The organism is Mycobacterium sp. NTMscope_MAC_12 (assembly GCF_976985675.1).
In genome coordinates this window covers 108,167-132,963 of sequence record NZ_CDRJYY010000001.1, presented here as the reverse complement: position 1 = coordinate 132,963, position 24,797 = coordinate 108,167, and the positions used below count along the sequence as shown (strand labels likewise).

Here is a 24,797-nt window from a genome sequence, read left to right as displayed (position 1 = left end):
TTGAAATACCGAGACCGAGGGCCTTGCGAACCGGAAGGGCAAGTTGGACACCGTAGAGGTGAACGGACCGGAGGGCGTTTTCGATTGGACCGTCGTGGATTGGCGTGTCCATGAGGAAAACGTAGCGAGGTTGCGGCGCAGGATCTTCAAGGCGACGCGGGAGCAGGACTGGGCCTCGGTCCGGTCGCTGCAGAAACTGATGCTGGGTTCCTGGTCGAACACGTTGGTCAGTGTGCGACAGGTGACTCAGCGCAATGCTGGGCGTCGAACGGCCGGGATCGATGGGGAGGTTGCCCTGTCGCCCGAGGCGAGAGCGAATATTGCGGTGCGAGTGCATGATTCGCGGTCGTCGTGGGAGCCCTTGCCGGTTCGGCGTGTGTATATTCCGAAGGCCAACGGAAATCAGCGTCCGCTCGGTATCCCCGTGGTGATGGACCGCTGTCATCAGGCGCGGGTACGCAACGCGCTGGAGCCCGAGTGGGAGGCTCGGTTCGAGGCCCGTTCCTACGGGTTTCGCCCGGGCCGTAGCTGTGCCGATGCGATCCAGTCCCTTTTCCTCACGCTCAAAGGGCCACGAGCCCAACGGGCATGGATTCTGGACGCCGATTTGTCGGCCGCGTTCGACAGAATCGACCATCCTCGGCTACTCGACAAGCTGGGGTCGTTCCCGGCCAAGGAAATGATCCGAAAGTGGCTGAAAGCCGGGGTGATCGAGAACGGCGGGTTCGCGCCGACCGAGGAGGGTTCTCCGCAGGGCGGGGTGATCAGCCCGTTGCTGATGAACGTGGCACTGCATGGCCTGGAGGAGGCCGCGGGAGTTCGTTACCGCAGTTCGACCGGTGTTTACGCCGGCGCGGCGATAGCGGGCAACCCGGTTCTGGTGAGATATGCCGACGATATGGTCGCCTGCTGCCATTCACGTGAGCAGGCCGAACACGTCAAGGCGCAGCTTGCCCGGTGGCTGGCTCCGAGGGGTCTGGTCTTCAACGAGGATAAGACGCGCATCGTCCACCTCGAAGAGGGATTCAGCTTCCTCGGATTCAACATCCGCTGCTACCGCCACGGTAGACGGCCGGGCAAGTTGTTGATCAAGCCGAGCCCGGAGGCGATCGAGCGTATCCGCAAACGGTTGGCCGAGGAGATGCGCAGGCTGCGCGGCTCCAACGCCAGGGCGGTGATCGCCCGGATGAACCCGATTATCCGGGGATGGTCCGCCTACTATCGAGGTGCGGTGTCCAGCAAGGTTTTCAGCTCGCTGGACCACTATATGTGGCGGCTCACCTCCGGGCGGGCGCGCCGACCGCATCCGAAGAAGCCGAAAAAGTGGATCGCACGCCGCCACTGGGGTCGGTTCAACAAGTTCAGGAACGATCAGTGGGTGTTCGGCGATCCCGAACGGCCGTTGGATGACCGCCGTGAAAACATCGCGTGTCTGGTCAAATTCTCCTGGACTCACATCGTCCGACACACGCTAGTCGCGGGCCGGGCGTCTCCCGACGCCCCGGAATTGGCCAGCTACTGGGCCGAACGACGGCGCAAGGTCAAACCCGCGCTGGACAGCTACAACCTGCGCCTGCTCGCCAAGCAGGACGGACGGTGCCCGCTGTGTGGCGATCATTTGTTGACCGTCGATCAACCCCCGCAGTCGCCCTCCGAATGGGAACGGTGGTGGTTAGGAGTTGTCAAGCGAGCCATCGCCGCCGAGCATCTCACCCACCACGGGCGGCTGGCCCGGTTGGACGAGACCCACCTGGTACACGCCTCCTGCCATCGCAGCCTTCGGGCTAAGTTGCGCGGGAGCCCAACGAATTACGCAGTTCCCGCAACGTCCTCGGGGCTTGCTTGAGCCGTATGCCGGGACGACTGGCACGTACGGTTCTGAGGGGGGACCGCCGCAGCAATGCGGCGGTCCTACCCGACATGAGCCTCGGTGAGGCAGCCTGAAGGGGCGCCGCCTTCCCGAGGGTGCTCTGAATTCGGTTTGTCTGATCAAGGACCGGCGTTGGCGCGCTGGTTGGGAAGGTACGCCCATGCTCACGGTAGTTCACGACGTCGACGAGTCCAACGACAACACCGGTTCGGGTCGCTCGTTACTCGATGAGGTCGTCCGCGATGGCGCCCGGCAAATGCTTGCGGCGGCGCTGGAGGCCGAAGTCGGCCTATATCGCGCAGTTCACCGATCAGGTTGACGAGAATGGGCATCGCCTAGTGGTGCGCAACGGCTACCACGAGGAGCGGACCGTGTTGACGGCCGCTGGGGCGGTGCCGGTCAAGGCCCCGCGGGTCAACGACAAGCGCATCGACGCTGACACCGGTGAGCGGTGCCGGTTTTCCTCCCCGATTTTGCCGGCGTGGGCGCGCAAGTCGCCGCAGATGACCGAGGTGTTGCCGCTGCTGTGCCTGCACGGGCTGTCCAGCGGGGATTTCGGCCCGGCGCCGGAGCATTTCCTCGGCACGGGCGCGGCGCTCTCGGCGACCGAGATTACTCGGCTGACCGCGCAGCGGCAGGACGAGGCCAAAGCCTTCGGCAAGCGTGACTTATCCAGCACCGATTACCTGTATTTGTGGGTGGATGGCATCCACCTCAAGGTGCGCCTTGAGGTGGAGAAACTCTGTTTGCTGGTAATGATCGGGGTCCGTGCTGATGGCCGCATGGAGCTCGTCGGGCTGGCTGACGGCTTCCGGGGATCGACTGAGTTCTGGGCTGATTTGCTGCGCGATTGCCGCCGCCGCGCCATGACCGCAGCGGTGCTCGCGGTCGGCGACGGCGCCCTGGGCTTCTGCAAGGCGTGCGGGAGGTGTTCCCGGATATTCGAGAGTAGCGCTGCTGGTGGCATAAGCAGGCCAATATTCTTGCCGCACTGCCGAAATCGGTGCACCCAGGGTGCAGTCGCGGCGATGAAGGAGATCTACAATGCCGAGGATATCGACAAAGCCCAGCTCGCGATCAAAGCGTTCGAGATCGACTACGGCGCCAAATACCCCAAAGCGGTCGCCCAAGATCGTCGACGACGCCGAGGTGTTTTTGGAGTTCTACCGGTATCCCGCCGAGCATTGGATCCACCTTCGCACCACAAATCCGATCGAAAGTACCTTTGCGACAGTACGTTTGAGGACCAAAGTCACCAAAGGGCCGGGCTCCCGCGCGGCCTGGCTGGCGATGGCCTACAAGCTAATCGAGGCCGCCCAGGCCCGCTGGCGCGCGGTCAACGCACCACACTTGGTCGCCCTCGTCCGTGCCAGCGCCGTCTTCCACAAGGGCAAGCCGCTCGAACGGCCTATCGACATCACACCCGAACCGTCGGCAGCTGAGCCTCAAACCGTCGGATCGCAGGTCGCCTGAAACTCACCGATCCACAGGTCTTGACGATATCTCACTCACGGATGTCGAAGAGGTAATTGGTGTTTTACCTGCCATGGCCCTCGAGATCCCGCCTTCGGTAGCTGGTCCATCGCGCGCTGGAAGTAGCCTGGTGCGAAATCGGCGAAGGGTTCTTCTTCGACATCTTCCCTGGATGAGCGGCTACGACGGTGTCGTAGCCGCGCGCGTCCATGCAATTGAGCAGGCGACAAACGTATTCCGATACCAGGTCGGCCCTCAAGGTCCACGATGCATTGATATAGCCCATGGTGAACGCCATGGTGGGCACATCGGACAGCAACATCGACTTATAGGTCATCGACTTGCTGACGTCGACATCCTGGCCGTTACGACCAAGCTTGGCGCCCCCAAAAGCCACAAGTTCAATCCTGTTGCGGTAGAAGATGATATCGGCCGCCAACTCGTGACCCGTTCTGGTGAAGCGGTCGATGTTGGCGAACGTTGCAGCATCGTTATGTGCCCGGCGCCGCTGTCGATAACGACGACGTTCTTTACCGGCATAATCAAGGTCTCTGGGCCGGTGCTGAGGTTGCAATATGGGCCCACCGAAGTTCTCCTCGCCGGGAAAGTTTGGTCGGTAACCCGCGTCGTAGTTGTAATAGCCGCTACACATGAAGACGAACCGCGCCTCGAGCTCTAATTCCTCAGCCGTTCCGAACCGCCTTGATGGTCCAGCGCCGGCTGGCGTCCGACCAAGCGGCAGACAAGACCTGGGTACCGAAGTGAATGTGCTCATGGATGCCGTTCTCGGTCGCGACCTCACGCAGATAGTTCTTGATTGTCGGCGCGTCGACAGTGAACCTGGCCGAGTGCCAGGGCTTGAAGGAATCCGAACGTGCACATATCTGAGTCCGACCTGATGCCCGGATACTTGACCAGATCCCACGTGCCACCCGGATCACTTCTGCGCTCTAGAACTACGTACCTATTACCGGGGCAGCGATCCTGCGGGTGCCAGGCAGCGCTGATACCGGAAATCCCCGCTCCCACGACCACCACATCGAACAACTCTGACATGTTAATCGAGGTTAGCAACCCGATGACCTTGTCGCCAAACCGCTCGATCGACTCCGCATCTACTCCGTCGGACCGCCTTGATGCGGCGCAGAAGGTCCGCGCCGCAACGCATCTGCGTGCCACAACGTGTTCTGACCACTTCACTTCCTAGTGAAAGAGGACCGGCATCGTCCTAGCCTTCCCCAAGGACCGTTATTGCCAAACGCAAGCTCGGCTGTCACTGGGGGACTGCACCCCACCGAGATAGTCCCAGAGGGAAATGAGTAGTTTCATGCGAACCCGAAGGTCGGCATCGATCGATGCGGCAGCGCACTTTGTGTGCGAGATCGCCGTGTCGCTACCGTGGTCCGGGTCGCGCGTGCAGCTGGGAGGCCGGAGGCATATTGGGCGGGGCGCAATGCTTGATGAGATCATCGACGTTCTGTCCGACCCGCTCAGGCGCGGTACCTACCGACGGTGGGTAGAGCATGATGTGGTCTAGCACGCCCTCGTAGCGGCGTAGCCCGTTGCGAACCTCGTCAGCGGTGCCGGCGACACCCATGACGTCGATCATGTCATCGGTGACGGCGTTGAACATGGCCTGAAAGTCGCTGCGGGTGAAGGCTTCTCGGATGACGGCACCCTGCTTGGCGAATCCGCAGAAGTCGAGCAGCGGTTCGTAGGTCCTGACCGAGGCGTAGAATGCGATCTGCTGCGCTACCTCGCGACGAGCGATCTCGGGGTCGTCGTGGATGGAGCACATCACCATCGACACGATCTCGACGCCGTTAGGGTCGCGCCCGGTGCGTTGTGCGCCCTTGGCCACCGCAGGCCGCACGACTTCCTCCACATACGCGGTGGTGAAGAGTGGATGCCCGGCCAAGCCGTCAGCGACCCGTCCGGCGGCTTCACACATTCGCGGCCGCACGGCGGCGGTGACGATGGGGATATTGCGCGCAGGGGGTTCTACCGGCCCGGTGGGGACGAGATTCATATTGTAGAAACGGCCCTCATGGCGGACGGGTCCTTCGTGCAGGTTCCAGATGCGCCGGATAAGGGGTACGAGTTCCTCGACGCGCAGGGCGGGGGCGCTGGTATCGGTGACAGAGTGCCAATCGCTCATCATCCGTTTGGTGCCGTTGCCGATCCCGAGCACGACCCGACCACCGGACAGTTCGTCGAGGTCGCGTGTTTCGGTCGCCAAGACCAGCGGACTACGTCCGATGCCGTAGAGGATTGACGACCCGATGCGACACCTGTTCGTCGAGGTTGCCATCGCCGCCATCGAGATGGATCCCGACCGGGTGTAGAACTCGGATGCCCAGACGGCGTCGAACCCGGCCTGGTCGGCAGCCGCGGCGGTGGCCTTCATCGCGGCAAGTTCAGGGGCGACGACTGAAAGTCCATAAGTACTCATAAGTGACGGCTCCATCGTGTGGTAGGTGACAGACGGTGTCAGCGGCTAGTTGACCCGAAGGCGAAAGCCCATCGCCGCCGACAGCAAGCAGGTGTGTCAGCGTTGCCTCAGGACCGCGGTCTCAGTCCTCGACGGCGAGAGCGCCTGTGGGGCAGCACGATACTGCTTCTTCGATGAGTGATCTGTGGCATTCCGGTGGCTCGGGGTTCACGATATTGAGTTGGCCATCGTGCCTGACCTCGAAGAAGTCAGGAGCCAGGCCTTCACACATTCCGATTGACGAGCATCGGTTGCGGTCGACTCTGATCTTCATACCACGCCGCCTTACGCGTTCGGGGTGAAGCGGACGGGAAGGTGATTCACGCCGTGGAAGAACGTGCTGACGGTGTAGCTGGGTGGCCCGCAGACTTCAATATCAGGCAGGCGGTGCAGCAGTTCTCTGAAGAGCGCAGCGAGTTGCTGCCTGGCCAGCTGGTTGCCGAGGCAGTGATGGATTCCCCCGCCTCCGAAGCTCACGTGCGGGTTAGGGTCGCGCGACAGATCGAACTTCTCCGGGTTAGTGAACACGGTGGTGTCCCAGTTGGCCGAGCTGTAGAAAAGTATGATCTTGTCACCCTCGGTGATCTGCTGCCCGCCCAGTTCGCAGTCGCGAGCCGCCGTCCGGCGAAATGTCATGATTGGTGTGGCCCACCGGACGAATTCTTCCACGGCCCCTTTGATCCGTCCGTCGAAATCCTCCATGAGCCAAGCTCTTTGGTCTGGGAAGTCCGTCAATGCTTTCATCGCGTGACTGGTGCTTTGGCGCGTGGTGTCGTTCCCGGCGATCGTGAGAAGTATGAAAAACGAGACGATCTCGTCGTCGGTGAGTTGTTCGCCGTCCACTTCAGCTTGAACGAGGTTCGTCATAAGGTCATCTTCGGGCTGCCGGCGACGTGCGGCGATGATTTCGCGGGCGCCATCGCCCAAGAATCCCATCGCTTGGAACAGGCGAGGTATGACCGGGTCTTCGCCCATCACCTCCGGGTCGCTCCACCCACCGGCATACCGTGACTCCCACGCGATGTCGCGGCGCATCGAGTCCGGCACGCCCATCATGTCGAAGATGTTGTGCATCGGCAGCAACGCGGCGCACTGGTCGACGAAGTCAGCCTCGCCTTGCGGGGCAAGGCCATCGACGACCCGTTTCGCGTTGGCCTCGATCTGGTGACTGGTCAGCCGCATTTGCTTCGGTGTGAATGCGGATGCCAGCAATCGTCGAATCTTGGTATGCCGCGGCGGGTCCATAGCGATGAAGCCTTGCGCGGTGTCGAGCAGTTCCTGCGGGATCGACTCCATCACAATGCCTTGACCAGACAGGAAATCGTCGTGTCGCCGGGTCGCCTCGACAAGTAGCGGGTGGGTGACCACGGCCCAGAAGCCTTGGTCGTCCTCGTCGTCGATCATGGTGTGCTCGACGCGCGGGTGCCAGCTGATGGGGGCGCGTCGGCGCAGCTCCGCGTAGGTCTTCTCACGGTCAGCGGCGGTGCCAGCCCAAAAGGCAGTCGAGGACAGGTCGGCAGAATCATACGAACGTGCTGAACGACGCTCCACCGACGACTTCGGAGCGGAAGCGCTGACAGTCATGAGGGTCCTCCCGAGCTAGTGTCTCCACGCCAGTGTTTACACTTTTCTCTATAAAGTCAACATCCAGACAAAAATCTGCGTTGTGTAAACGGCCTCGCGGGATCTGCGCCCAAATAGCGAAGGGCGATCCGCGAGATCCGCTCACCGGTCAGACTTGCATCGGCAGAAGGAAGCACGACATGGCTCACAGTGAGCCTCACCAGCGCATCGGCGACTTCATGCACGTCATCGGCATCCAGACCTGGAAAGTGCTCGTTGAACCAAGTCACGAGGGCTGCCGAGGATAGCTCCAGCAGCGATGCCGAGGTCGGCAGGAGCGGCAACATACCGGTTGTCTCGGAAACCGTTTTGTCTGTAGGCCGATTTGACGTCAACACCGCCTTCAAGAGCGGGCTCGCTTCCGCTTCCTCGAGGGTGTACGACACCGCGGCGGTGATACCCCCGCGGACATCTCCGGCGTGTTGTGCCGAAACTGCGTGAATGCCGTTCAAGAATCGTTCGCCTTCGGACACAACCAGCGCGTCACCCAGTCCCTGCTTATCGGTGAATTCCTTGTAGAGCGTCGGGCGGGACACGCCGACAAGCTTGGCGACTTCACTCATGCGAACCCGATGCCAGCCCTTCTCGATAGTGAGGTCACGCGCAGCCCTGAGAACTTGCTCACGCATGTGCTGGCGAAACGAGAGGCGAACGGACTCTGTGGACATGGTGAGCAGGATATGCGTCTTGCACAAGTGTTCCGTCCGGGCGGTGGAGGACCACACCTGCTTGCTGTCGAAGATGACCAATCGCCGGTCCCTGCATGATTTCGTTGATGCGGTTCTAACGCCGGCTCGGAGCGTTCGATGGCTTAGTCGGCAAACGCCGGCGTGATAACGGTGGGCGTAAGCGTTGCCAGGACAGTGGCCACGCTTGGTCGTCACCACCAAAGACCACGCGAAGTCGTTCCCCATTCCATGGGCGTCGTAGCGTCCTCGCTCCGAATTCTGCCGCCGCCTGATCCGAGACGCTTGCGCTCGCGTTAGGGCCCCAAACCATCTTCACCGATGACGTGCATGGCACCAAGCGCGACAGGATCCGCGCGAAAAGACCTTGATTGGCTTTCGATGCGCGTCTCATCGGAGTTCGAAATCTGCGATCTCAGGTGCACGCAATAGTTCTCGGTGCCGCTCGGGTGTCCACGGAAACAATTCGGGAAGCCCATCTTTGCCTAGGTACCAACTGTTGCAACCGGTAACCCAAATTGTTTGTGGCATCGCTGCTTTCATGCTGTCGTTGTAGCCCTTGGTGGCCAACTTGGTGGGCGCGGCGGCGACGATGCGGCCCTCACGGATCCGGTTAATCCACCACAGCACATAATCAGCCTGGTCCTCGGCGACCGGTATCAGTGACTGGTTGCCGATCGGCGAATGCGGACCCATCAGCATGAACAAGTTTGGGAATCCGGGCACCGCGACCGACCGATACGCCGTGGGGCCATCGGCCCATGCCTCGTCGAGGGTGAGCCCACGCTCCCCGACCACTGTCAGCGGGCGCACGTAGGCCCGGGCGTCAAACCCGGTGGCATAGACCAGCAGGTCGAGTTCGTGCAAGGTACCGTCGGCCGTGATGACGCCGCGAGGCTCGATGTGGTCGATCGTCTCGTTGATCACCTCCACACCCGGTTGTTGGACCGAACGGTAGAAATGTCCCGCCATAATCTGGCGCTTGCACATCGGCTGATCTTTCGGGGTGAGTTTCGCGCGCAACTGCGGGTCGCGCACCGAGAGTCGCAGGTTCCATCGACATAGCGTCTGAACCAAGCGGCGCTGAAATCCCGGACGGATCGGCGCGCGGCCGAAGATGCGCCTGACCACCAATCCCCAGAACCAATAGCCCAGGCCGTTCAACCTCGGCCACCGCGTCAACGCGGCCTGGATCAGCGGTGAGTAGTGCGGATTGGGCATCGGAAAGACCCACTGCGCAGTGCGTTGGAAGACGGTGAGCCGACTGACCTTGCCCCCGAGTTCGGCAATGATCTGTATGCCTGTCGAGCCCGTCCCGATCAGTCCGACCCGCTTGTCCCGCAAGGTGACGGAGTGATCCCATTCCGCGGAGTGGAACACCGGCCCGGCAAAACTCTCCTGGCCGGGAATGTCCGGATAGCGCGGCACCCGGAGCACGCCGGTCGCGGTGACAAGGACGTCGAATGTCTCTTCGCTGTCGTCGGTCGTGATCCGCCACCGCTCGTCGTCGTATCGGGCGGATATGACCTCGGCGCCGAACTTGATGTGCGGGCGGATGGCCCGTTCGTCGGCCACCTGCTGGAAATAGGCCTGGATCTCCGGCCCCGGCGGCAGCAGGTGCGACCAGTTCGGGTTGGGCCGAAACGAGTAGGAGTAATACCGCGATGGGATATCGCAGGTTAGCCCCGGGTAGGTGTTGTCTCGCCATGTGCCGCCGACATCCTCGGCCTGTTCGAAAATGGTGTACGAGTCAATGCCGGCGTCCTGCAGCTTGATCGCCATGCACAGTCCCGACATGCCCGCACCGATGATTGCGACTTTGACTGACCGTTGTTCCGTCATGTTCATCACTCATTCTTGAAGTGCTACTTGTACTCGGCACTGCCGATCACGCCGATACCGGCGCCGCTACGCACTAAGGCATTGATGCGCGCTTCCGCTCGTTGTCGGCACACGACCAGCCGTCCTACCCGCGCACGCCGGTGCGGCGACCCTTGTTCCGTGCACCAAGCGTTCCCTCCTGCTGCCCCAGTTGCGGACCGCTACACGTGTGGAGCCACCAACAGTGTTAACCGTCGTTAGCGTACCCCTCGAAAATGGCTCCGGTGGGTCAAAAGCCGCGCTGCGTGGACGTTCGGCACCCAGATGCCAAGCTGAATGCAGCGGCCGGCCCAAGGCGGAAATTGTTACGTCAGAGCCGCTCCGGCGGCGAAGAGCGATTCCGTGAGCCGCTTTTCGGCGTCAGGCACACGCTCGGCTGCGGCCGCAGTGGCGGCGGCGCGAGCCCGCAGTGGGGTGCCTGGGTTGTAAGCCATCCGGGCTACTTCGGTCCAGGCGGTCGACACCTCCCGAGCAGCCCTCGACGCCTCCAGGGCGGCTTCGGAATGCAGCAAGTTGGCGATGCTTCGACAGCCGTCGGCCTGCAGGGCCCTGAACAACCCCCCTCCCGTCCCCGCCTTCTCAATGAACGCCCACAGCGCAAACAGGGCGCTTTCGAGGTTGTGATCGTCCAGGGCGTCAGGCCACGCCGCCACGTCGACGGCGAAATGCTCGACACCATCGAGTCCATCCTTCTGTGCCTCAGGGTCGCGAGTGACTGTAAGACCCCGGCTGTCGGTGATTGCCGCCATCGCCTGCGCGCTTCGGATAAGGGCGGGACCGGCGATCGCCGCCAAGTCCGGCGCCGTAGTCGGCCAGTCGACGATGTAGGCGGTGTGACGGGTCGGCACGGGAAAGCCGGTCGAAGACCGTGCCCGACGGAGATCCTCGTAGGGGACCAGTTGGACCGAATCTCGGTCGTTGTCAACGACCAAGGCCACGCCTCGGTCGTCGTCGTAGCCGGTGATGACAATGTCGTGGCGGCTCATGCTCAACCGTGCGCGCAGATAGGGCAGATGAGCAATGTCGGCCCAAACCATCACGGGGGTGCGGCGGTCGAGTTGATCGGTCACCCACTTCCACCCGAGGTCGCCGTCATCGGTGGCGCGAATCTCGAACTGTGCACCGACATTAGTGAGGTATTGCTCTTCGAGATCGGGGCCCCTGCCAACGAGGTACACCGGCGGAAATAACTCGTCGGAACGGGCATAGGAAAAATCCAGCGTGCCGCTCAGCGCGAAAACCAGTCCTTCGCGGGGGGCGTGCACACCCCAACGGAGTCCGGCCCACTCGGTCAGATCGCGGAGGGCACCGGACCCGCAGTGGCCGCCGAGCTCGTGTCTGTAAGGCACCTCTACGCGCGCCATGACGATCCCGTCCTGACGGCCTGCCCAGGGCGTCTAGGGAAATCCTTTGGAGGCAGCCGCGTCGATGGCCGCGGGGCGCGCTGCAAGGGCACCTATCGACCCCGGCTAGTGCTTGTGCACTCTTGCCGGAACTGTTTTCGCAGTTCGCGTTTGAGCACCTTGCCAGCACCTGAGAGAGGGAGCGCATCAACGAACGAGGCTGTACGGGGCGCCTTGTATCCCGCGATCTGAGTCTTACAGAAGTCTCTGAGCTCTTCGGCTGTCACCGAGGAGTTTTCGGTCAAGACGACGACCGCATGAACGCGCTCGCCCCAATTTTCATCGGCAACTCCGATGACCGCGCACGCCGCCACCTCCGGGTGCCTGGACAGAACATTCTCGACTTCCGTCGAGTAGACATTCTCGCCACCCGAGATAATCATGTCTTTGATGCGGTCGACGACGAACACATAACCCCGCTCGTCCATGTAACCGGCGTCACCGGTGTGCATCCACCCATTGCGCAGCGCGGCCGCTGTCTCGTCTGGTTTATTCCAGTAGCCCAACATCACGTTGCCGCCACGCACGACGATTTCGCCGGTATTGCCCGGCGGCACTTCCTTATCGTCAGCATCGACGATTTTGACCTCGGCGCAGGGCGCGGCGCGGCCGGCTGAACGCAATAGGTCCGGATGCTCGTGGTCCTCAGGACGCAGGACTGTGGCTAGGGGGGACAGTTCTGTCATGCCATAACCCTGCATGAATCGCGCCGACCGCACGGTCTTCATCGCGCGCGACAGGACCGCCTCGGAAATCGGCGATGCCCCGTACATCACGTTTCTGAGGCTGGAGAGGTCGTAATCCCTGACGGCGGGATGGTCGACGACCATCTGCAGCATGGTCGGCACTAAAAGGACGTCGGTGACCTGGTGGCGTTCGATGGTCTGGAGAATGGCACTGGGCTCGAAAGTCGAGAGCATCACATGTGTGCCACCCAGGGTGGTTTGCCCCGCCCAGGCGGCCAAGTCCGCGAGATGGAACAACGGCGCAACATGAAGCAGTCGAGCCTCCGAACTCAGAAAGCTTCCCACGCTGAGCATTCCCAGCACGGAGGTCATCAGGTTCGCGTGGCTAAGCATGACGCCCTTGGGTAGACCCGTGGTGCCACCGGTGTAGAACACACCGGCCAGTTGATCGCCGCTGCGCCGCACGTCATCACCGACTTCGCCGCCGGCTATGAGTTCCTCATAGCAGAACATTCCCTCCGGGGTCGGGGCGTTTCCGCAATGAACGACTGCGCGCAGGTCAGGATATGACGCGCGAAGTGCGGGGACTGCTGGACTGAAGGCGTCATCGACAAATAAGACATCGGTTTGGGAGTCGCGCAGGGCGTAGGCAATCTCCGGAGGGCTCCAGCGGATATTGATCGGGTTTAATACCGCGTCCGCCCACGGCACCGCCAGCAGGTACTCATGGTAACGGTCGGAGTTGAGCGCCAGCATGCCGACGCGATCCCCGCGGTTAACGCCAATCGTCCGTAATGCGCTCGCCAACTTCGCGATTCGTTGTGCGGACTGCGCATAGGTCCGTGTTCGATCCGCGTCGATGGTGGCGAGGCGGTCCGGGTGTTGTTGCAGTGCTCTGTGCAAGCCCTGCGTGAGGTACATCACGTCTCCTCCTGAACTCTCAACCGGTGCGGGCCCGGCAATGACACATCCAGTGGCCCCGAGCGCCCTCACGTTATCAGTGGTTAACATTACTGGGGCGCCGATGGATAGCACAATCGTCCTTTGAACTCGACAACTGAGAGCCCACCCAGTCACCCGCCTGCATCGAATCGTCGTCACGTCCCACAATCGTGAATGCTTAGTCACATATGCTGCGACTTGTGGCGGGAACGGTGTTACCAGTCCCCACTTCCAAGTCGACTACTCCAATTAGGTGGCGTTGGAGGCGATAAAATCGAAGACCCCGTCGCAGCCCAGACCTGCACGCCCCGCAGAAGGTGTCGCTGGGACGTCCAAGTGGTCGCCGATGGGACGCCGGCATTGTCGATGGAGACAGTGCCCAGAACACGCGGAAGGACTACCTTGGATGATCCGGTGATTTATGACGTCGTCGATGGGGTGGCCTGGCTGACTATCAACCGGCCCCACTCTCGCAATGCGCTCAGTGTCGCCGTGCGCCAAGGATTATGGGATGGCGCACGTCGGTTCAATGAGGACGCTGACGCGCGCGTACTCGTTTTGACCGGCGCGGGTGAAAAGGCATTCTGCGCCGGCGGCGACCTTAAAGAGATGGCGCACCAGGCGCTGGCGGTTCCGCCACTGGACTTCGCCCCGCAGTTCGGCCGCAACATCGACATCGCTAAACCGACCATCGCGGCGGTCAACGGTGTTGCATTCGCCGGCGGGTTCCTGCTCGCACAGCAGTGTGACCTGATCGTCGCCGCCGAGCATGCCCTGTTCGCGATCACCGAAGTCAAAGTCGGCCGTGGAGCTCCCTGGGCCGCTCCTCTTTCGTGGCTCGTTCCACCGAGAATCGCTCTGCAGATGATGCTCACCGGCGAACCGATCAGCGCGGCCCGGGCGTTCGAAGTGGGTCTTGTTAACGAGGTGGTGCCCGCCGCTCGGCTTAGGGATCGAGCCCAGAAGCTGGGCGCTCTAATCGCTGGAAATGCTCCGCTGTCGGTGCTGGCCGCTAAACAGACTGCGTATCTATCGGCGCGACATCGCCTTGAGGAGGCATACACGCTGGCTGAGAAGATCTGGGAACCCGTGTACCACTCCGCGGACGCGCAGGAGGGCCCACGCGCATTCCGGGAGAAACGGGCACCTGTATGGCGGGGACGCTGAACACGCCGGATGTCTGCGAATGCTCGTGCCAAGGACCGCGCGGCGAGACCGCCGGCTGACTGGCGCGGCGTGCGGGCCCGCCAAGCAAGCCGATTGGCGGCGTGCTTAATCGTGGCCAGGGAGCCATCGACACGAAGCAAATCATTGACAGCCTCTGCTCAGCGAAATCACCCTCCCGAGGACACGCCGAGGCGAGGACACTCCGAGGTTGCGCCTACCGTCGACCTCGGCGCTGCGGCAACGCGTGGCTTGCCCGATCCTCACTGTGCGACTCGCACGGTGGAACGCCGAGAACAGCGTGCCCCATCCGCGCGAGCAGCACCGAGACGCGCTCGGGAGGCATCCCCGTATCGCGATATTGCAACGTCGATTGGATGGCACCGATCGCGCCGTGAACAACGGCGCGCAATTCCGTCTCGTCCAACTCCGGCCTTAACTCGCCCAAAACGTGCACCCACTCTTCAACGTAGAGGCGCTGTTTGCGGCGCAGGCGACTACGTCGATGGTCAGGCAGATTATGGACTTCTCGGTAGTAAACAATGGCGAGTTCGCGCTTCTCCATCACCAGGGCAACGTGGTCGGCTACTAAGGCAGTCAGCGCCTCGCGATCATCTCGGCTTTGTTCAACGATCGCCGACGCCCGTCGCAGCAGCGTGTCAATCACTTGTTCGAACAGTGCCGCCAGCAAGCCCGCCTTGCTGTCAAAGTGCCGGTAGATCGCTGGACCGACGACCCCTGCCGAGATGCCGATATCGGCCATAGAAACAGCGTGATAGCCACGGTCCGCGATGAGTTCGGCGGCGGCCGCCAGAATCCGCTCGCGACGCTCGCCTCCTCGCGTGCGGCCGACGGTGACTGTGTCGGTCACGGTCGACCATCCTTTCGCAGTCGAAGCAGCAATACCTCTTCCGTTCGAAACGCCCACACGTTCCGGGTGATCTACGAACGTTAACACTTCTTCACGATGCCCACTCCCCACGCACAACTGCCGCGCCATCCAACGTCCATACTGGGAGAGGCCCCGGGGTACCTCCAAGCGCGGCGCGGCTGCAACCACCAAGACAATCAACCCGGATAGATTGCAGTGATCGGCGGACGAGACCTCCTTCATTCGCATGAGTCGTAGATCTGGTGCACCGGAGCGCGACATCTACGCGATGGGTGTTGCAAATCCTTGGGCCTCGCACGTAACGTTAGCCACCAGTAACTGAGGCTGTTGAGCTTCGACGGTTTCTGGACTAATCGGGGCACGCGAAGCACTCCTTGAGGTGGCCACTTGCACGCGACGCCCGAGCCTTGCATTGACTTAAGTCGCGGTCGCGAGTGGGTAGGAAGGGATCGGTTTGAGAGATTCAGTGCCGATCCTCGCGCGAGGAGCCTGGCTGACCGATGCCGCCTATGCGCTTGATCGTGTTGGTGGGCGGCGCAGTCATGCTCCAGGACAATGCTTTCGGCGCGTGCGCTGGGAGGCGAAGACAAAGTTTCGCTCCGATTGTTTCGGAATTCAGCACACGGGCCGCTCGCCCCGTTGGGCGAATGCTTTCCGAATCGTCCGACTGCACAATCGAATTGAGACACCTTGCACCTGCGTGCAACCGCTGTTCGGTTGCCGACGCAATTCGATCCGGGAGCCATCATGACGGATATCGAAGCAACCACCAAACACATAGCCGGGACGGAAGGCTGCGCTGTGCCCAACGATCCGTGGACCACGCCGGAGCGGCTAGCACTGAGCCAGTTGGCGCGATCTTTCGTCGCTCGCGAGATAACACCGAAAGTGACGGATTGGGAGGAGGCAGGTGAAATCCCGCGCGAGCTGCACCGTAAGGCTGCCGATGTGGGACTTCTCGGGGTTGGATTCCCCGAGAACGTGGGAGGCAGCGGCGGCGACGCGATCGATTCGGCGTTGGTAACCGAGGCAATTCTGGCGTGCGGTGGGTCTACCGGCGTGTGCGCCGCGTTGTTCACCCACGGCATCGCGCTTCCGCACATCGCCGCGAATGGATCGGATGCCCTGATCGACCACTACGTTCGCCCCACCCTGGCCGGAGATATGATCGGCTCGCTGGCAGTCACCGAGCCCGGAGCGGGCTCAGATGTGGCGAACCTACGCACACGAGCAGTCCGCGATGGTGACACGTACGTGGTCAACGGTGCTAAGACCTTCATCACGAGCGGTGTCCGCGCCGACTTCGTGACTACCGCGGTGCGTACCGGGGGACCCGGGTACGGCGGAGTTTCGTTGCTGGTTATCGACAAGGGCACACCGGGGTTCAAGGTTGACCGCCGGCTGGACAAGATGGGATGGCGTTGCAGCGATACCGCAGAACTCTCGTTCTTTGACGTTCGCGTTCCCGCTGCGAACCTGGTGGGGGCAGAGAACGGCGGATTCTTGCAGATCATGCAGCAGTTTCAGTCGGAACGACTCGGCATTGCCGTGCAGGCATACGCGACGGCGGAGCGCGCGCTCAAATTAGCCAAGGGTTGGGCGCGCGAACGCCAGACTTTCGGGAAACCTCTGACGGCTCGTCAAGTGATCCGCCATAAGCTCGCGGAAATGGCCAGGCAGGTCGACGTCGCGCGCGCCTACACCCGCGCCGTGATGCAACGGTGGCTGGCCGGGGAGGATGTAGTCACTGAGGTGTCGATGGCCAAGAACACCGCCGTATACGCGTGCGATTATGTGGTGAATGAGGCGGTTCAAATCTTTGGTGGGATGGGTTATATGCGCGAGTCCGAAGTCGAACGGCATTACCGAGATTGCCGCATTCTCGGAATAGGCGGTGGCACCAACGAGATCATGAACGAGATCATCGCCAAGCGCATCGGCTTATAGCTGTTCGGCACTGAATCGGCCCACGACGACGTGTCTGGGCGACCGGCTCCGAAGGAGTTCACATGGACAGGGGTATTGGCAGTTGGGCGACGAAACGGGCCTTCCTGTCCGGCGACCGCACCGCCCTCGTTGACGATAACCGACGGATCACCTTCACTCAGCTCGATGAACGGACCAACCGGCTTGCGCGTGCCCTGCGAGCGCTCGGTGTCCGCAAGGGCGACAGGGTTGGCGGTCTCTTGATCAACAGTCCCGCGTTCATAGAAACGATGCTGGCGGCCGCGAAACTAGGCGCGATCTTCGTGCCCATGAACGTGCGGTTGGCGCCAGCAGAGGTGGCTTACCAGCTGGCCGACTCAGGCGCAGACGTGCTCGTGTATTCCAACCCGCTGGCCCCGGTCGCCCGCGCCGCGGTGTCAGAGGATGGGGTGCGGGTCCGCCACCAAATGGCCGTCGGCGGTGAATGCCTTGCCGGTGAGCTTTCCTACGACGACGTTGTGAACAGTGAAGCGCCCACAGCTGTGGGCTCCGACGTGGCGGGCCATGACATTGCAAATCTGATGTATACGTCCGGGACTACGGGGCGTCCCAAAGGTGTGATGCTCACCCACGACAACCATCTGTGGAACGTCATGAACGCGCTGACAATCGGGCGCGGGCTGCGTGAGACGGACGTGACCGTCGCCGTGGCTCCGATGTTCCACATCGGGGGACTCGGAGTGCACACGCTGCCGCTGCTGCATGTCGGCGGTTGCAGCGTGCTGCTGCCGTCCTTCGATCCGCGACAGACGCTGGCGATGATGGCCCAAGAGCATGCGACAGTGCAATTCATGGTTCCGGCGATGTGGGCCGCGCTGATGAACGTCGATGGATTCGAGGACCACGATTTGTCGGCTCTCGAACTGGCGGCTGCGGGTGGCGCACCGTGTCCGTTGACCGTCATCGAATTCTTCCAAGGACGCAGTCTGCCGTTCCAGGAGGGTTTCGGGATGACCGAAACCGCGCCTATCGTCTCATTCCTCGACGCTGAACACGTTAAGGAGAAGGCCGGATCGATCGGTCGGACGGCTTTTCACGTCGAAGCTCGTATCGTCGACGACGCCGACAACGACGTCCCCGTCGACGAGGTGGGCGAGTTAGTAGTGCGCGGCCCTAACGTATTCGCGGGCTACTGGGGTCTTCCCGAGGCGACAGTGCAAGCTTTTCGTGGCGGCTGGTTTCATACTGGCGACTTGGGCCGCATTGACCGAGAAGGTTTCATCACTCTGGTCGACCGAAAAAAAGACATGATCATCAGCGGTGGTGAGAACGTTTACCCGATCGAGGTGGAGCAGGTCCTCTACCGTCACCATGCCGTGCGCGAGGTCGCGGTTGTCGGTGTGCCGCATCCGCGTTGGGGCGAAACTCCGGTGGCCGTCGTGGCCCTTCAGCAGGATGCCGCCGTCAATGCAGAGGAGCTTATCGATTACGCTCGAGAACGCCTTGCCCACTTCAAATGCCCGTCACGAGTACATGTCGTTCCCGACTTGCCGCGAAACGCCACCGGCAAGGTGCTCAAGACGGAGCTTCGCCTGCAATTCGGCGGGGAGGGGCTTTCAGTTCTGCGTTGAAACGCCGTTCTCTCGGCCAGACGCACATTTGCTTTTCGCCACACCTCGACCACGTTGCGGTACGCAGAATGCGGTCAGCGGCAGCATGGACGTAAATCTTCGCACGCCTGCCGAATCGCTTTGGGTGAGAGTCGTTCATGGGTGGATACGAGTGGCAGCGCAGCGGGATGGCGGATGATCCGACGGTTCGAGGCTCAGCTGCCGACGGTTCGGGTGTGATGTCGATAGGCCGTTCGAGCGGCTTGCCCTTGTGGAAGACGGCGCTGGCACGGACGAGGGCGACCAAGTGTGGTGCGTTGACCGCGCGCCAGCGGGCCTGGGCGGCCTCGATTAGCTTGTAGGCCATCGCCAGCCAGGCCGCGCGGGAGCCCGGCCCTTTGGTGACTTTGGTCCTCAAACGTACTGTCGCAAAGGTACTTTCGATCGGATTTGTGGTGCGATTGGTGGATCCAATGCTCGGCGGGATACCGGTAGAACTCCAAAAACACCTCGGCGTCGTCGACGATCTTGGGCGACCGCTTTGGGGTATTTGGCGCCGTAGTCGATCTCGAACGCTTTGATCGCGAGCTGGGCTTTGTCGATATCCTCGGCGTTGTAGATCTCCTTCATCGCCGCGACTGCACCCTGGGTGCACCGATTTCGGCAGTGCGGCAAGAATATTGGCCTGCTTATGCCACCAGCAGCGCTACTCTCGAATATCCGGGAACACCTCCCGCACGCCTTGCAGAAGCCCAGGGCGCCGTCGCCGACCGCGAGCACCGCTGCGGTCATGGCGCGGCGGCGGCAATCGCGCAGCAAATCAGCCCAGAACTCAGTCGATCCCCGGAAGCCGTCAGCCAGCCCGACGAGCTCCATGCGGCCATCAGCACGGACCCCGATCATTACCAGCAAACAGAGTTTCTCCACCTCAAGGCGCACCTTGAGGTGGATGCCATCCACCCACAAATACAGGTAATCGGTGCTGGATAAGTGAGTTTTCGCGTCGGCTCGTCACGCAGTTGACGTGACCCGTCGGAACTGCGGAAGTGCCAGGTTGCCTCGTGATTCGAAGACCACCTCGACAGCCATACCGACCCGCACTTCATCGACGTTGCATTCGATCACGTTGGTCATCATTCGAGGTCCTTCTTCCAGCTCCACTATCGCCAAGACGTAAGGAGCGGTGAAAGCTGGCGACGGGGCCTGACGGACGACGGTGTAGGTGACGATCGTCGCTTTTCCCGAAGGTTCTTGCCAATCCAGATCCGCAGCCCAGCAGTATGGGCACCAAGGGCGGGGATGATGATGGAATCGCTTGCACTCCCGACATTTCGGGAGCACAAACCGCCCGACAGCTGCCTGCTGCCAGTACACGGCCGTGCTGTCAGTCACGGTGGGCATGGGAGCAGTTGTCACGGCGTCCTCCCCAAGAGTACGGTCGAATGGTCTGCCATCATGCCGCCGTAAGTGTGTACCAATGCTATTTCTGCAGACACTTGACGATCCGCAGCCTTCCCCATCACTTGGCGCGCAGCTTCGATCAGCATCGACATTCCCGACGCGTCGCCGGTGTGTCCGAATGACAGCAGACCCCCGTAGGTGTTCACCGGAAGGTCACCGCCGGGCGCCCCCCGCCCATCCAGGAAGAAGTGGCCACCTTTAGCTGCCGCCACCAGCCCCGTTTCCTCCAACAGCAGTATCGGGTTGATCGTGAAGGCATCGTACAGTTCGGCCACCTGCACGTCCGAAGGCGAAAGATCGGCCATTTCGAACGCGGCACGCGCTGACACGCTGGCACCCATTGTTGCGAAGTCGCTGGTGTGGGTGATGTTGCCGTGATCGTGGTGTTCACCGAAGCCCAATACATAGGCCGGTTGGTCGGTGATTTCCCGCGCGCGGTCACCATGGGCCACTAGGAACACGGCGCCACCTTCACACGGTACTGAGCAGTCCAGCAAATTGAACGGCCACGCGATAGGTCGTGAAGCCAGAACCATCTCGACGGTGAGCGGACCCGCGTTGCGCATCAAAGCATCTGGATGCCGTAACGCCCACTCGCGGCTCGAGACCGCCACGGCGGCAAGAGCATCGCGGCTCGTTCCGCGTTCGGCCATATGCCGCGTGGCGGCTAAGGCGTAAAGGGCTGGGATGAAGCTGCCGTATGGGTACTCAAAGTCCGGGTGGCTGATCATGCGCGCCATTGCGTTGGCGCCGCCTCCCCGCCCCACCTTGGGGAATTTCCCCGCACCGATACAGAGCACCGCGTTTGCAAGGCCGGCGCTGATTGCAAGTGCAGCCCGCGACAGCATGATCGTGTAGGTCGCCCCACCGACGTTGACAGTCTCACAAAAGCGCGGCCGGATGCCCAACACGTCATTGAGGCGCTCGTGGACGAAGATGTCGGCACCCGCACCGCTGGCCATGCCGGACGGGCAAACCAGCAGGCCGTCCACATCGCGGGGACCAAGTGAATGGCTCTGCAGAAACCGACGAAGCACCAACTCCTGCATGCCCGCGCCGTCGTGGCCTTCGTACTTTCCTGGCGGTAGTTCTTCTACTGCGGCGATAGCCGGCTCGCTGGCAAGTGCCCAAGTTCTCACGTTGACCTCATGGAAGCAGCCACCCAAACCTAGTCGACGTTCAGTATGACCGTGGAAGCGCGAGACTATGCTGCGCAACATAATTGAGGATCATCTCCCGGCTGATCGGTGCCGTCCGCATCAACCGCGCCGGTCCCCACAACGTCGCCAACCCGTACTCCGTAGCCAGACCGTTGCCGCCATGCGTCTGAATCGCTTGGTCCAGCGCAAGGATTCCGGCTTCAGCTGCCGCGTACTTGGCCATATTCGCCGCCTCGCCGGCCCCTGCCTCGCCGGCATCGTGTAAGGCGGCCGCCCGTTGGGTCATCAAGCGTGCGAGTTCAACCTGAATTTTGGCGTGCGCCAGCGGATGAGCGACTCCCTGATGTGCCCCTATAGGGGTGTCCCACACCCTGCGCTCCCGGGCGTAGGTACATGCCTTGTTTAACGCGTACCGGCCGATCCCATTGCCCAGCGCCGCCCCCATTATCCGTTCCGGATTCAGACCAACGAATACCTGCCGCAGTCCCTCGTCCCGAGCGCCGATCAAGTTGTCACCGGGAACACGTACATCGTCGAAGAACAGGGTGAACTGTTTCTCCGGTGTCACGGCTTGCACGGGAATCAGAGTCTTCTGCAGGCCGGCAGCGTCCGTGGGAACCACCATCAGCGACAGCCGGCCGCGCCCACGCTCGTCAGTACCCGTTCGGGTGACCACCAAGATGGCTTGCGCCTCGTCCACTCCCGAGATGTAGTACTTGGTGCCACGCAGAACCCAGTCGGCGCCGTCCCGCTTGGCGGTCGTCGCTATGTTGTGCGAGTTTGAGCCCGCGTCGGGCTCGGTGATCGCAAACGACATTATGATCTCGCCGCTCGCAATGCCCGGAAGCCAACGCCGTTTCTGCTCGTCGGTTCCGAACGCTTGGATGATGGTGCCACAAATGGCCGGCGACACCACCGTCATCAACAACGGGCACCCCGCCGCCGCCAACTCCTCTCCCACGGCATGCAGTTCGTAGATACCCCCACCGCCACCGCCGTACTCCTCGGCAATATTCACCCCGAGAAAACCTTGCTTACCTACCTCCTGCCACAGTTCCGTAGACTTCTCGCCCCCCAGGGATTTGGTCAGGTAGTAATCGTGGCCGTACGACTTCCCGATGGCCGCAACCGCCGCCCGCAGATCCCGCCGTTCCTGGCTCTCTGATATCTCCATACCGCTCAACCCCTTGAATCACCCGCAGGTCCGGGTTTGCACCGGCCACGACAAACTTCAGGCGACACACCGAGGAATTCGAGGGCAGCTTCCGTCACCGCTCGACAGCAGCGTAATCGCCCGGTGATACGTTATCGGCCGTTAACATTGACGCGCAAGTCCGCGTGTCGGTAGTGCGTCGACTTCCAGTGACCGGCTTTACGCCACGCCGGATACGTGATTTCTCGGCAGCAGCCGGAGTCGTTCTAATCCCCAGCCCATGAGCAGAAAGGCAATCTCGCCCCTCTGGCGTGGCGCAACGTCGACAACTTCGGGAAGCTCGATTCGCTTGACCCGGACGCCGGGCCTCGGGTCACTGCCGAGCGGTGTCAAGACAGCGTACGCTAACGCCAATTAACAGGCCCGCGGCCAAGAGCTTTGCGGTCGACGGCCGGGGACAGAGAGGAGGAAAACACGATGCCCGGAACGATGCTGATTGCTGCGGGGGTCACCGGCAAAGGACGGCTGGCCGGGCGCGCCGCATTCGTGCCCTTTGTCGATCCGGCAGTCGGCGGGATACCGCCAAGCGCGCCGCCGCCTAGTGCCGACATCGCGGCGGCAAGCGCCGAGGCGGCGCAGGAGTGCGCATGAGTGCCAGCGTGCGGATCGGTGCTGGTGCCGGCTATTGGGGTGACATGGTGGATCCCGCGGTGGAACTCATTGAGCAGGGCGGTGTCGAGTTTGCCTGCTTCGACCTGCTGGCCGAGTTGACCGTTGCGCTCCTTACCCGTGCCAAGATGCGTGACCCGGGTAAAGGGTACGTGCCCGATGTCGAACCCATTCTGCGTCAGGCGCTGCCCGCTGCCCGCCGTAACGACGTCGGCATCGTGACCAATGGGGGCGGAGCGAACCCGGGTGCCGCCGCACTGGCCGCTGCGCGAGTGGCCTGTGACGCCGGATATCCCGACACCCGCATCGGAACCATTGAGGGCGACGACTTGACGGGGAGAATCGCCGAAATCAGGGATTCGGGTTGGCAATTCGCGCACCTTGAGTCCGGCGAAGAAGACATCGACCGCATCGCCGACCGGATCGTCGCTGTCTCGGCGTACACCGGCTCCGACGGGATCATTGACGCACTTGACGGCGACGCCGATGTCGTGATCGGCGGCAGGCTTGCCGACTCTGCGCTTTATTGCGGGCCGCTCATGCGCCACTTCGGGTGGATATTTGAGCGTAATCCCGACCTGATCGGCGCCGCGCTTACCGTCGGTCATGTACTGGAGTGTGCGGGCATCGCGACCGGCGGCATGTCCTCGCAGTGGCGGCTGTCGCGTGATCCGTGGCGGCTCGGGTTCCCGATGGCCGAGATGTCGGCTGACGGCACCGCTGTGATCAGTAAGGTGCCGGGCTCGGGTGGGGTGCTCAACGAGTGGACCATCAAAGAGCATTTGCTTTACGAAGTGCACGACCCGTTCTGCTATTTGCTGCCCGACGGTGTCGTCGACATGGGCGGTGTCGAGGTCAAAGAACTCGGCCCCGACCGCGTGCAGCTCACGGGCATGACCGGCCGCCGACGGCCGGACACGCTCAAGGTGCAGATCGGCTACGAGGACGGCTACCTCGCCGAGGGGCGCACGATGATCCCCTGGCCCGATGCTCTGGAGAAGGCCGACTTCTGCGAGAGGCTAGTGCGCGGCCGCATCAAGTACCTGGGTGTCATTCCGCAGGAGATGCGTTTCGACCGTGTCGGTTGGGACGCGCTGGCCGGCCCGGTGGCCCCACGACCGGCACCCGACGCCCAGCCCAACGAGGTCGAGCTCCGGATGGTGGCCAAGTGCCGCACCCGCAGCGAGGCCGAGGTCGCCCGCCGCGCGATGCTGCTGCCAGCGACGGCCGGTCCGGTGGGTACCGCCTTCGGCGCGCCGCTGGCGGTGCGCAAGGTGATAGCGCTGTGGCCGACCCTGGTACCGCGTGAGTTCGTCCCACAGCACGTCCGTGTCCAGGCCGCCAAGGAGATGCTCGATGCCCACCATTGACGAGTTGGCGTTCGTGCGTTCAGGCGACAAGGGTGACATCTCCAACGTCGTGGTGCTCGCCCGCGACGCCGAGGCTTTTGCCGCGCTGCAACGCGGACTGCGGCCGGAGGCCATCACCTCCTTCATGAAGGGTCTGGTCACCGGAACCGTGACGATCTACACGCTGCCTCGCCTGCATGCGTTCAACATCGTCATGCGGGGAGCCCTCGGCGGCGGCGCAACCGCAACACTGCGCTTCGACGAGACCGGCAAGTCGATGTGTTCGATCCTGTCCCGCATGCCCCTGCCCGAACCCGCCATCGAAGGGAAGGCAACACCGTGAGCTCCCACACCAACG

20 protein-coding genes and 2 pseudogenes are annotated in these 24,797 nt (G+C 62.2%); 9 read left to right on the top strand and 13 right to left on the bottom strand.

Features of this window, described 5'->3' with window-relative positions; genetic code table 11:
- The first annotated feature begins 43 nt into the window (after window positions 1-43).
- The 3 genes and pseudogenes from ltrA to AC0KS4_RS00575 all read left to right on the top strand — a co-directional run bounded on the left by ltrA (window position 44) and on the right by AC0KS4_RS00575 (window position 3,343).
- Window positions 44-1,846: a group II intron reverse transcriptase/maturase gene (gene ltrA / locus AC0KS4_RS00585; protein ID WP_007172235.1), complete on the top strand. Its 1,803-nt coding sequence runs from the start codon at window positions 44-46 to the stop codon at window positions 1,844-1,846.
- A gap of 251 nt (window positions 1,847-2,097) precedes the next feature.
- Window positions 2,098-2,940, top strand: a pseudogene (locus AC0KS4_RS00580) (transposase); the annotation flags it as partial.
- On the top strand, window positions 2,915-3,343 hold the full coding sequence (locus AC0KS4_RS00575) for a transposase (protein ID WP_250644919.1): 429 nt from the start codon (window positions 2,915-2,917) through the stop codon (window positions 3,341-3,343). The pseudogene AC0KS4_RS00580 and the gene AC0KS4_RS00575, both read left to right, overlap by 26 nt.
- A 37-nt stretch (window positions 3,344-3,380) precedes the next feature.
- Here the strand turns inward: AC0KS4_RS00575 and AC0KS4_RS00570 are convergent.
- From AC0KS4_RS00570 to AC0KS4_RS00535, 8 genes and pseudogenes are all read right to left on the bottom strand, one after another.
- Window positions 3,381-4,399: pseudogene (locus AC0KS4_RS00570) on the bottom strand (flavin-containing monooxygenase); the annotation flags it as partial.
- Window positions 4,400-4,736: 337 nt separating this feature from the next.
- Window positions 4,737-5,795, bottom strand: coding sequence for an LLM class flavin-dependent oxidoreductase (locus AC0KS4_RS00565; RefSeq protein WP_007172230.1), 1,059 nt, complete (start codon window positions 5,793-5,795; stop codon window positions 4,737-4,739).
- A 121-nt stretch (window positions 5,796-5,916) separates the two neighbouring features.
- A complete protein-coding gene (locus AC0KS4_RS00560; RefSeq protein ID WP_007172229.1) occupies window positions 5,917-6,108 on the bottom strand; it encodes a ferredoxin in 192 nt (63 codons plus the stop codon).
- A gap of 11 nt (window positions 6,109-6,119) precedes the next feature.
- Entirely contained in the window at window positions 6,120-7,418 is a 1,299-nt protein-coding gene (locus tag AC0KS4_RS00555) for a cytochrome P450 (protein WP_007172228.1), read from the bottom strand.
- A 56-nt stretch (window positions 7,419-7,474) separates the two neighbouring features.
- Window positions 7,475-8,086, bottom strand: coding sequence for a TetR/AcrR family transcriptional regulator (locus AC0KS4_RS00550; protein ID WP_046184315.1), 612 nt, complete (start codon window positions 8,084-8,086; stop codon window positions 7,475-7,477).
- Window positions 8,087-8,533: 447 nt separating this feature from the next.
- Window positions 8,534-9,991 (bottom strand): flavin-containing monooxygenase, encoded by a 1,458-nt coding sequence (locus tag AC0KS4_RS00545; protein WP_007172226.1) that lies wholly within the window; start codon window positions 9,989-9,991, stop codon window positions 8,534-8,536.
- A gap of 338 nt (window positions 9,992-10,329) precedes the next feature.
- The gene (locus tag AC0KS4_RS00540; RefSeq protein ID WP_007172225.1) at window positions 10,330-11,388 is read right to left on the bottom strand and encodes a BtrH N-terminal domain-containing protein; all 1,059 of its coding nucleotides are present in this window, start codon (window positions 11,386-11,388) and stop codon (window positions 10,330-10,332) included.
- A gap of 92 nt (window positions 11,389-11,480) precedes the next feature.
- The gene (locus AC0KS4_RS00535) at window positions 11,481-13,034 is read right to left on the bottom strand and encodes an acyl-CoA synthetase (protein ID WP_007172224.1); all 1,554 of its coding nucleotides are present in this window, start codon (window positions 13,032-13,034) and stop codon (window positions 11,481-11,483) included.
- 423 nt (window positions 13,035-13,457) lie between these two features.
- Here AC0KS4_RS00535 and AC0KS4_RS00530 point away from each other — a divergent pair, with 423 nt between their 5' ends.
- Window positions 13,458-14,222: an enoyl-CoA hydratase/isomerase family protein gene (locus AC0KS4_RS00530; RefSeq protein ID WP_007172223.1), complete on the top strand. Its 765-nt coding sequence runs from the start codon at window positions 13,458-13,460 to the stop codon at window positions 14,220-14,222.
- 214 nt (window positions 14,223-14,436) lie between these two features.
- Here the strand turns inward: AC0KS4_RS00530 and AC0KS4_RS00525 are convergent, their stop codons facing one another.
- Window positions 14,437-15,090, bottom strand: coding sequence for a TetR/AcrR family transcriptional regulator (locus tag AC0KS4_RS00525; RefSeq protein WP_007172222.1), 654 nt, complete (start codon window positions 15,088-15,090; stop codon window positions 14,437-14,439).
- A 768-nt stretch (window positions 15,091-15,858) separates the two neighbouring features.
- On the opposite strand from AC0KS4_RS00525, the gene AC0KS4_RS00520 reads away from it, so the two are divergent.
- Entirely contained in the window at window positions 15,859-17,058 is a 1,200-nt protein-coding gene (locus tag AC0KS4_RS00520; protein ID WP_007172221.1) for an acyl-CoA dehydrogenase family protein, read from the top strand.
- Between the two features lie 62 nt (window positions 17,059-17,120).
- Window positions 17,121-18,668 (top strand): acyl-CoA synthetase, encoded by a 1,548-nt coding sequence (locus AC0KS4_RS00515; protein WP_007172220.1) that lies wholly within the window; start codon window positions 17,121-17,123, stop codon window positions 18,666-18,668.
- Between the two features lie 393 nt (window positions 18,669-19,061).
- On the opposite strand, the gene AC0KS4_RS00510 is transcribed toward AC0KS4_RS00515, so the two are convergent.
- From AC0KS4_RS00510 to AC0KS4_RS00495, 4 genes are all read right to left on the bottom strand, one after another.
- Window positions 19,062-19,586, bottom strand: coding sequence for a transposase (locus AC0KS4_RS00510; protein WP_369741417.1), 525 nt, complete (start codon window positions 19,584-19,586; stop codon window positions 19,062-19,064).
- 72 nt (window positions 19,587-19,658) lie between these two features.
- Entirely contained in the window at window positions 19,659-20,039 is a 381-nt protein-coding gene (locus tag AC0KS4_RS00505) for a Zn-ribbon domain-containing OB-fold protein (protein ID WP_046185921.1), read from the bottom strand.
- A 20-nt stretch (window positions 20,040-20,059) separates the two neighbouring features.
- Window positions 20,060-21,247, bottom strand: a complete 1,188-nt coding sequence (locus AC0KS4_RS00500) for a thiolase family protein (protein ID WP_033721567.1) — start codon at window positions 21,245-21,247, stop codon at window positions 20,060-20,062.
- Window positions 21,248-21,287: 40 nt separating this feature from the next.
- Window positions 21,288-22,442 carry an acyl-CoA dehydrogenase family protein gene (locus AC0KS4_RS00495; protein WP_007172216.1) on the bottom strand — a complete coding sequence of 385 codons (1,155 nt, stop codon included), beginning with the start codon at window positions 22,440-22,442 and terminating at the stop codon, window positions 21,288-21,290.
- A 456-nt stretch (window positions 22,443-22,898) separates the two neighbouring features.
- Here AC0KS4_RS00495 and AC0KS4_RS00490 point away from each other — a divergent pair, with 456 nt between their 5' ends.
- From AC0KS4_RS00490 to AC0KS4_RS00480, 3 genes are read left to right on the top strand one after another with little or no spacing between them, the layout of a single operon-like run.
- The gene (locus tag AC0KS4_RS00490; protein WP_007172215.1) at window positions 22,899-23,072 is read left to right on the top strand and encodes a hypothetical protein; all 174 of its coding nucleotides are present in this window, start codon (window positions 22,899-22,901) and stop codon (window positions 23,070-23,072) included.
- Window positions 23,069-24,460, top strand: a complete 1,392-nt coding sequence (locus tag AC0KS4_RS00485; RefSeq protein WP_033721564.1) for an acyclic terpene utilization AtuA family protein — start codon at window positions 23,069-23,071, stop codon at window positions 24,458-24,460. Before AC0KS4_RS00490 ends, AC0KS4_RS00485 begins: the two co-directional genes overlap by 4 nt.
- The gene (locus AC0KS4_RS00480; RefSeq protein WP_007172213.1) at window positions 24,447-24,782 is read left to right on the top strand and encodes an AtuA-related protein; all 336 of its coding nucleotides are present in this window, start codon (window positions 24,447-24,449) and stop codon (window positions 24,780-24,782) included. The genes AC0KS4_RS00485 and AC0KS4_RS00480 overlap by 14 nt, the downstream gene beginning before the upstream one ends.
- Window positions 24,783-24,797 lie beyond the last annotated feature (15 nt).

What these genes read in the sequence shown, in the direction of transcription:
- AC0KS4_RS00575 (WP_250644919.1), top strand. Translation starts at nt 2,915, where the DNA reads ATGCCGAGGATATCGACAAAGCCCAGCTCGCGATCAAAGCGTTCGAGA.
- AC0KS4_RS00565 (WP_007172230.1), bottom strand. Translation starts at nt 5,795, where the DNA reads ATGAGTACTTATGGACTTTCAGTCGTCGCCCCTGAACTTGCCGCGATG.
- AC0KS4_RS00560 (WP_007172229.1), bottom strand. Translation starts at nt 6,108, where the DNA reads ATGAAGATCAGAGTCGACCGCAACCGATGCTCGTCAATCGGAATGTGT.
- AC0KS4_RS00555 (WP_007172228.1), bottom strand. Translation starts at nt 7,418, where the DNA reads ATGACTGTCAGCGCTTCCGCTCCGAAGTCGTCGGTGGAGCGTCGTTCA.
- AC0KS4_RS00550 (WP_046184315.1), bottom strand. Translation starts at nt 8,086, where the DNA reads ATGCGTGAGCAAGTTCTCAGGGCTGCGCGTGACCTCACTATCGAGAAG.
- AC0KS4_RS00545 (WP_007172226.1), bottom strand. Translation starts at nt 9,991, where the DNA reads ATGAACATGACGGAACAACGGTCAGTCAAAGTCGCAATCATCGGTGCG.
- AC0KS4_RS00540 (WP_007172225.1), bottom strand. Translation starts at nt 11,388, where the DNA reads ATGGCGCGCGTAGAGGTGCCTTACAGACACGAGCTCGGCGGCCACTGC.
- AC0KS4_RS00535 (WP_007172224.1), bottom strand. Translation starts at nt 13,034, where the DNA reads ATGTACCTCACGCAGGGCTTGCACAGAGCACTGCAACAACACCCGGAC.
- AC0KS4_RS00520 (WP_007172221.1), top strand. Translation starts at nt 15,859, where the DNA reads ATGACGGATATCGAAGCAACCACCAAACACATAGCCGGGACGGAAGGC.
- AC0KS4_RS00515 (WP_007172220.1), top strand. Translation starts at nt 17,121, where the DNA reads ATGGACAGGGGTATTGGCAGTTGGGCGACGAAACGGGCCTTCCTGTCC.
- AC0KS4_RS00495 (WP_007172216.1), bottom strand. Translation starts at nt 22,442, where the DNA reads ATGGAGATATCAGAGAGCCAGGAACGGCGGGATCTGCGGGCGGCGGTT.
- AC0KS4_RS00490 (WP_007172215.1), top strand. Translation starts at nt 22,899, where the DNA reads ATGCCCGGAACGATGCTGATTGCTGCGGGGGTCACCGGCAAAGGACGG.
- AC0KS4_RS00485 (WP_033721564.1), top strand. Translation starts at nt 23,069, where the DNA reads ATGAGTGCCAGCGTGCGGATCGGTGCTGGTGCCGGCTATTGGGGTGAC.
- AC0KS4_RS00480 (WP_007172213.1), top strand. Translation starts at nt 24,447, where the DNA reads ATGCCCACCATTGACGAGTTGGCGTTCGTGCGTTCAGGCGACAAGGGT.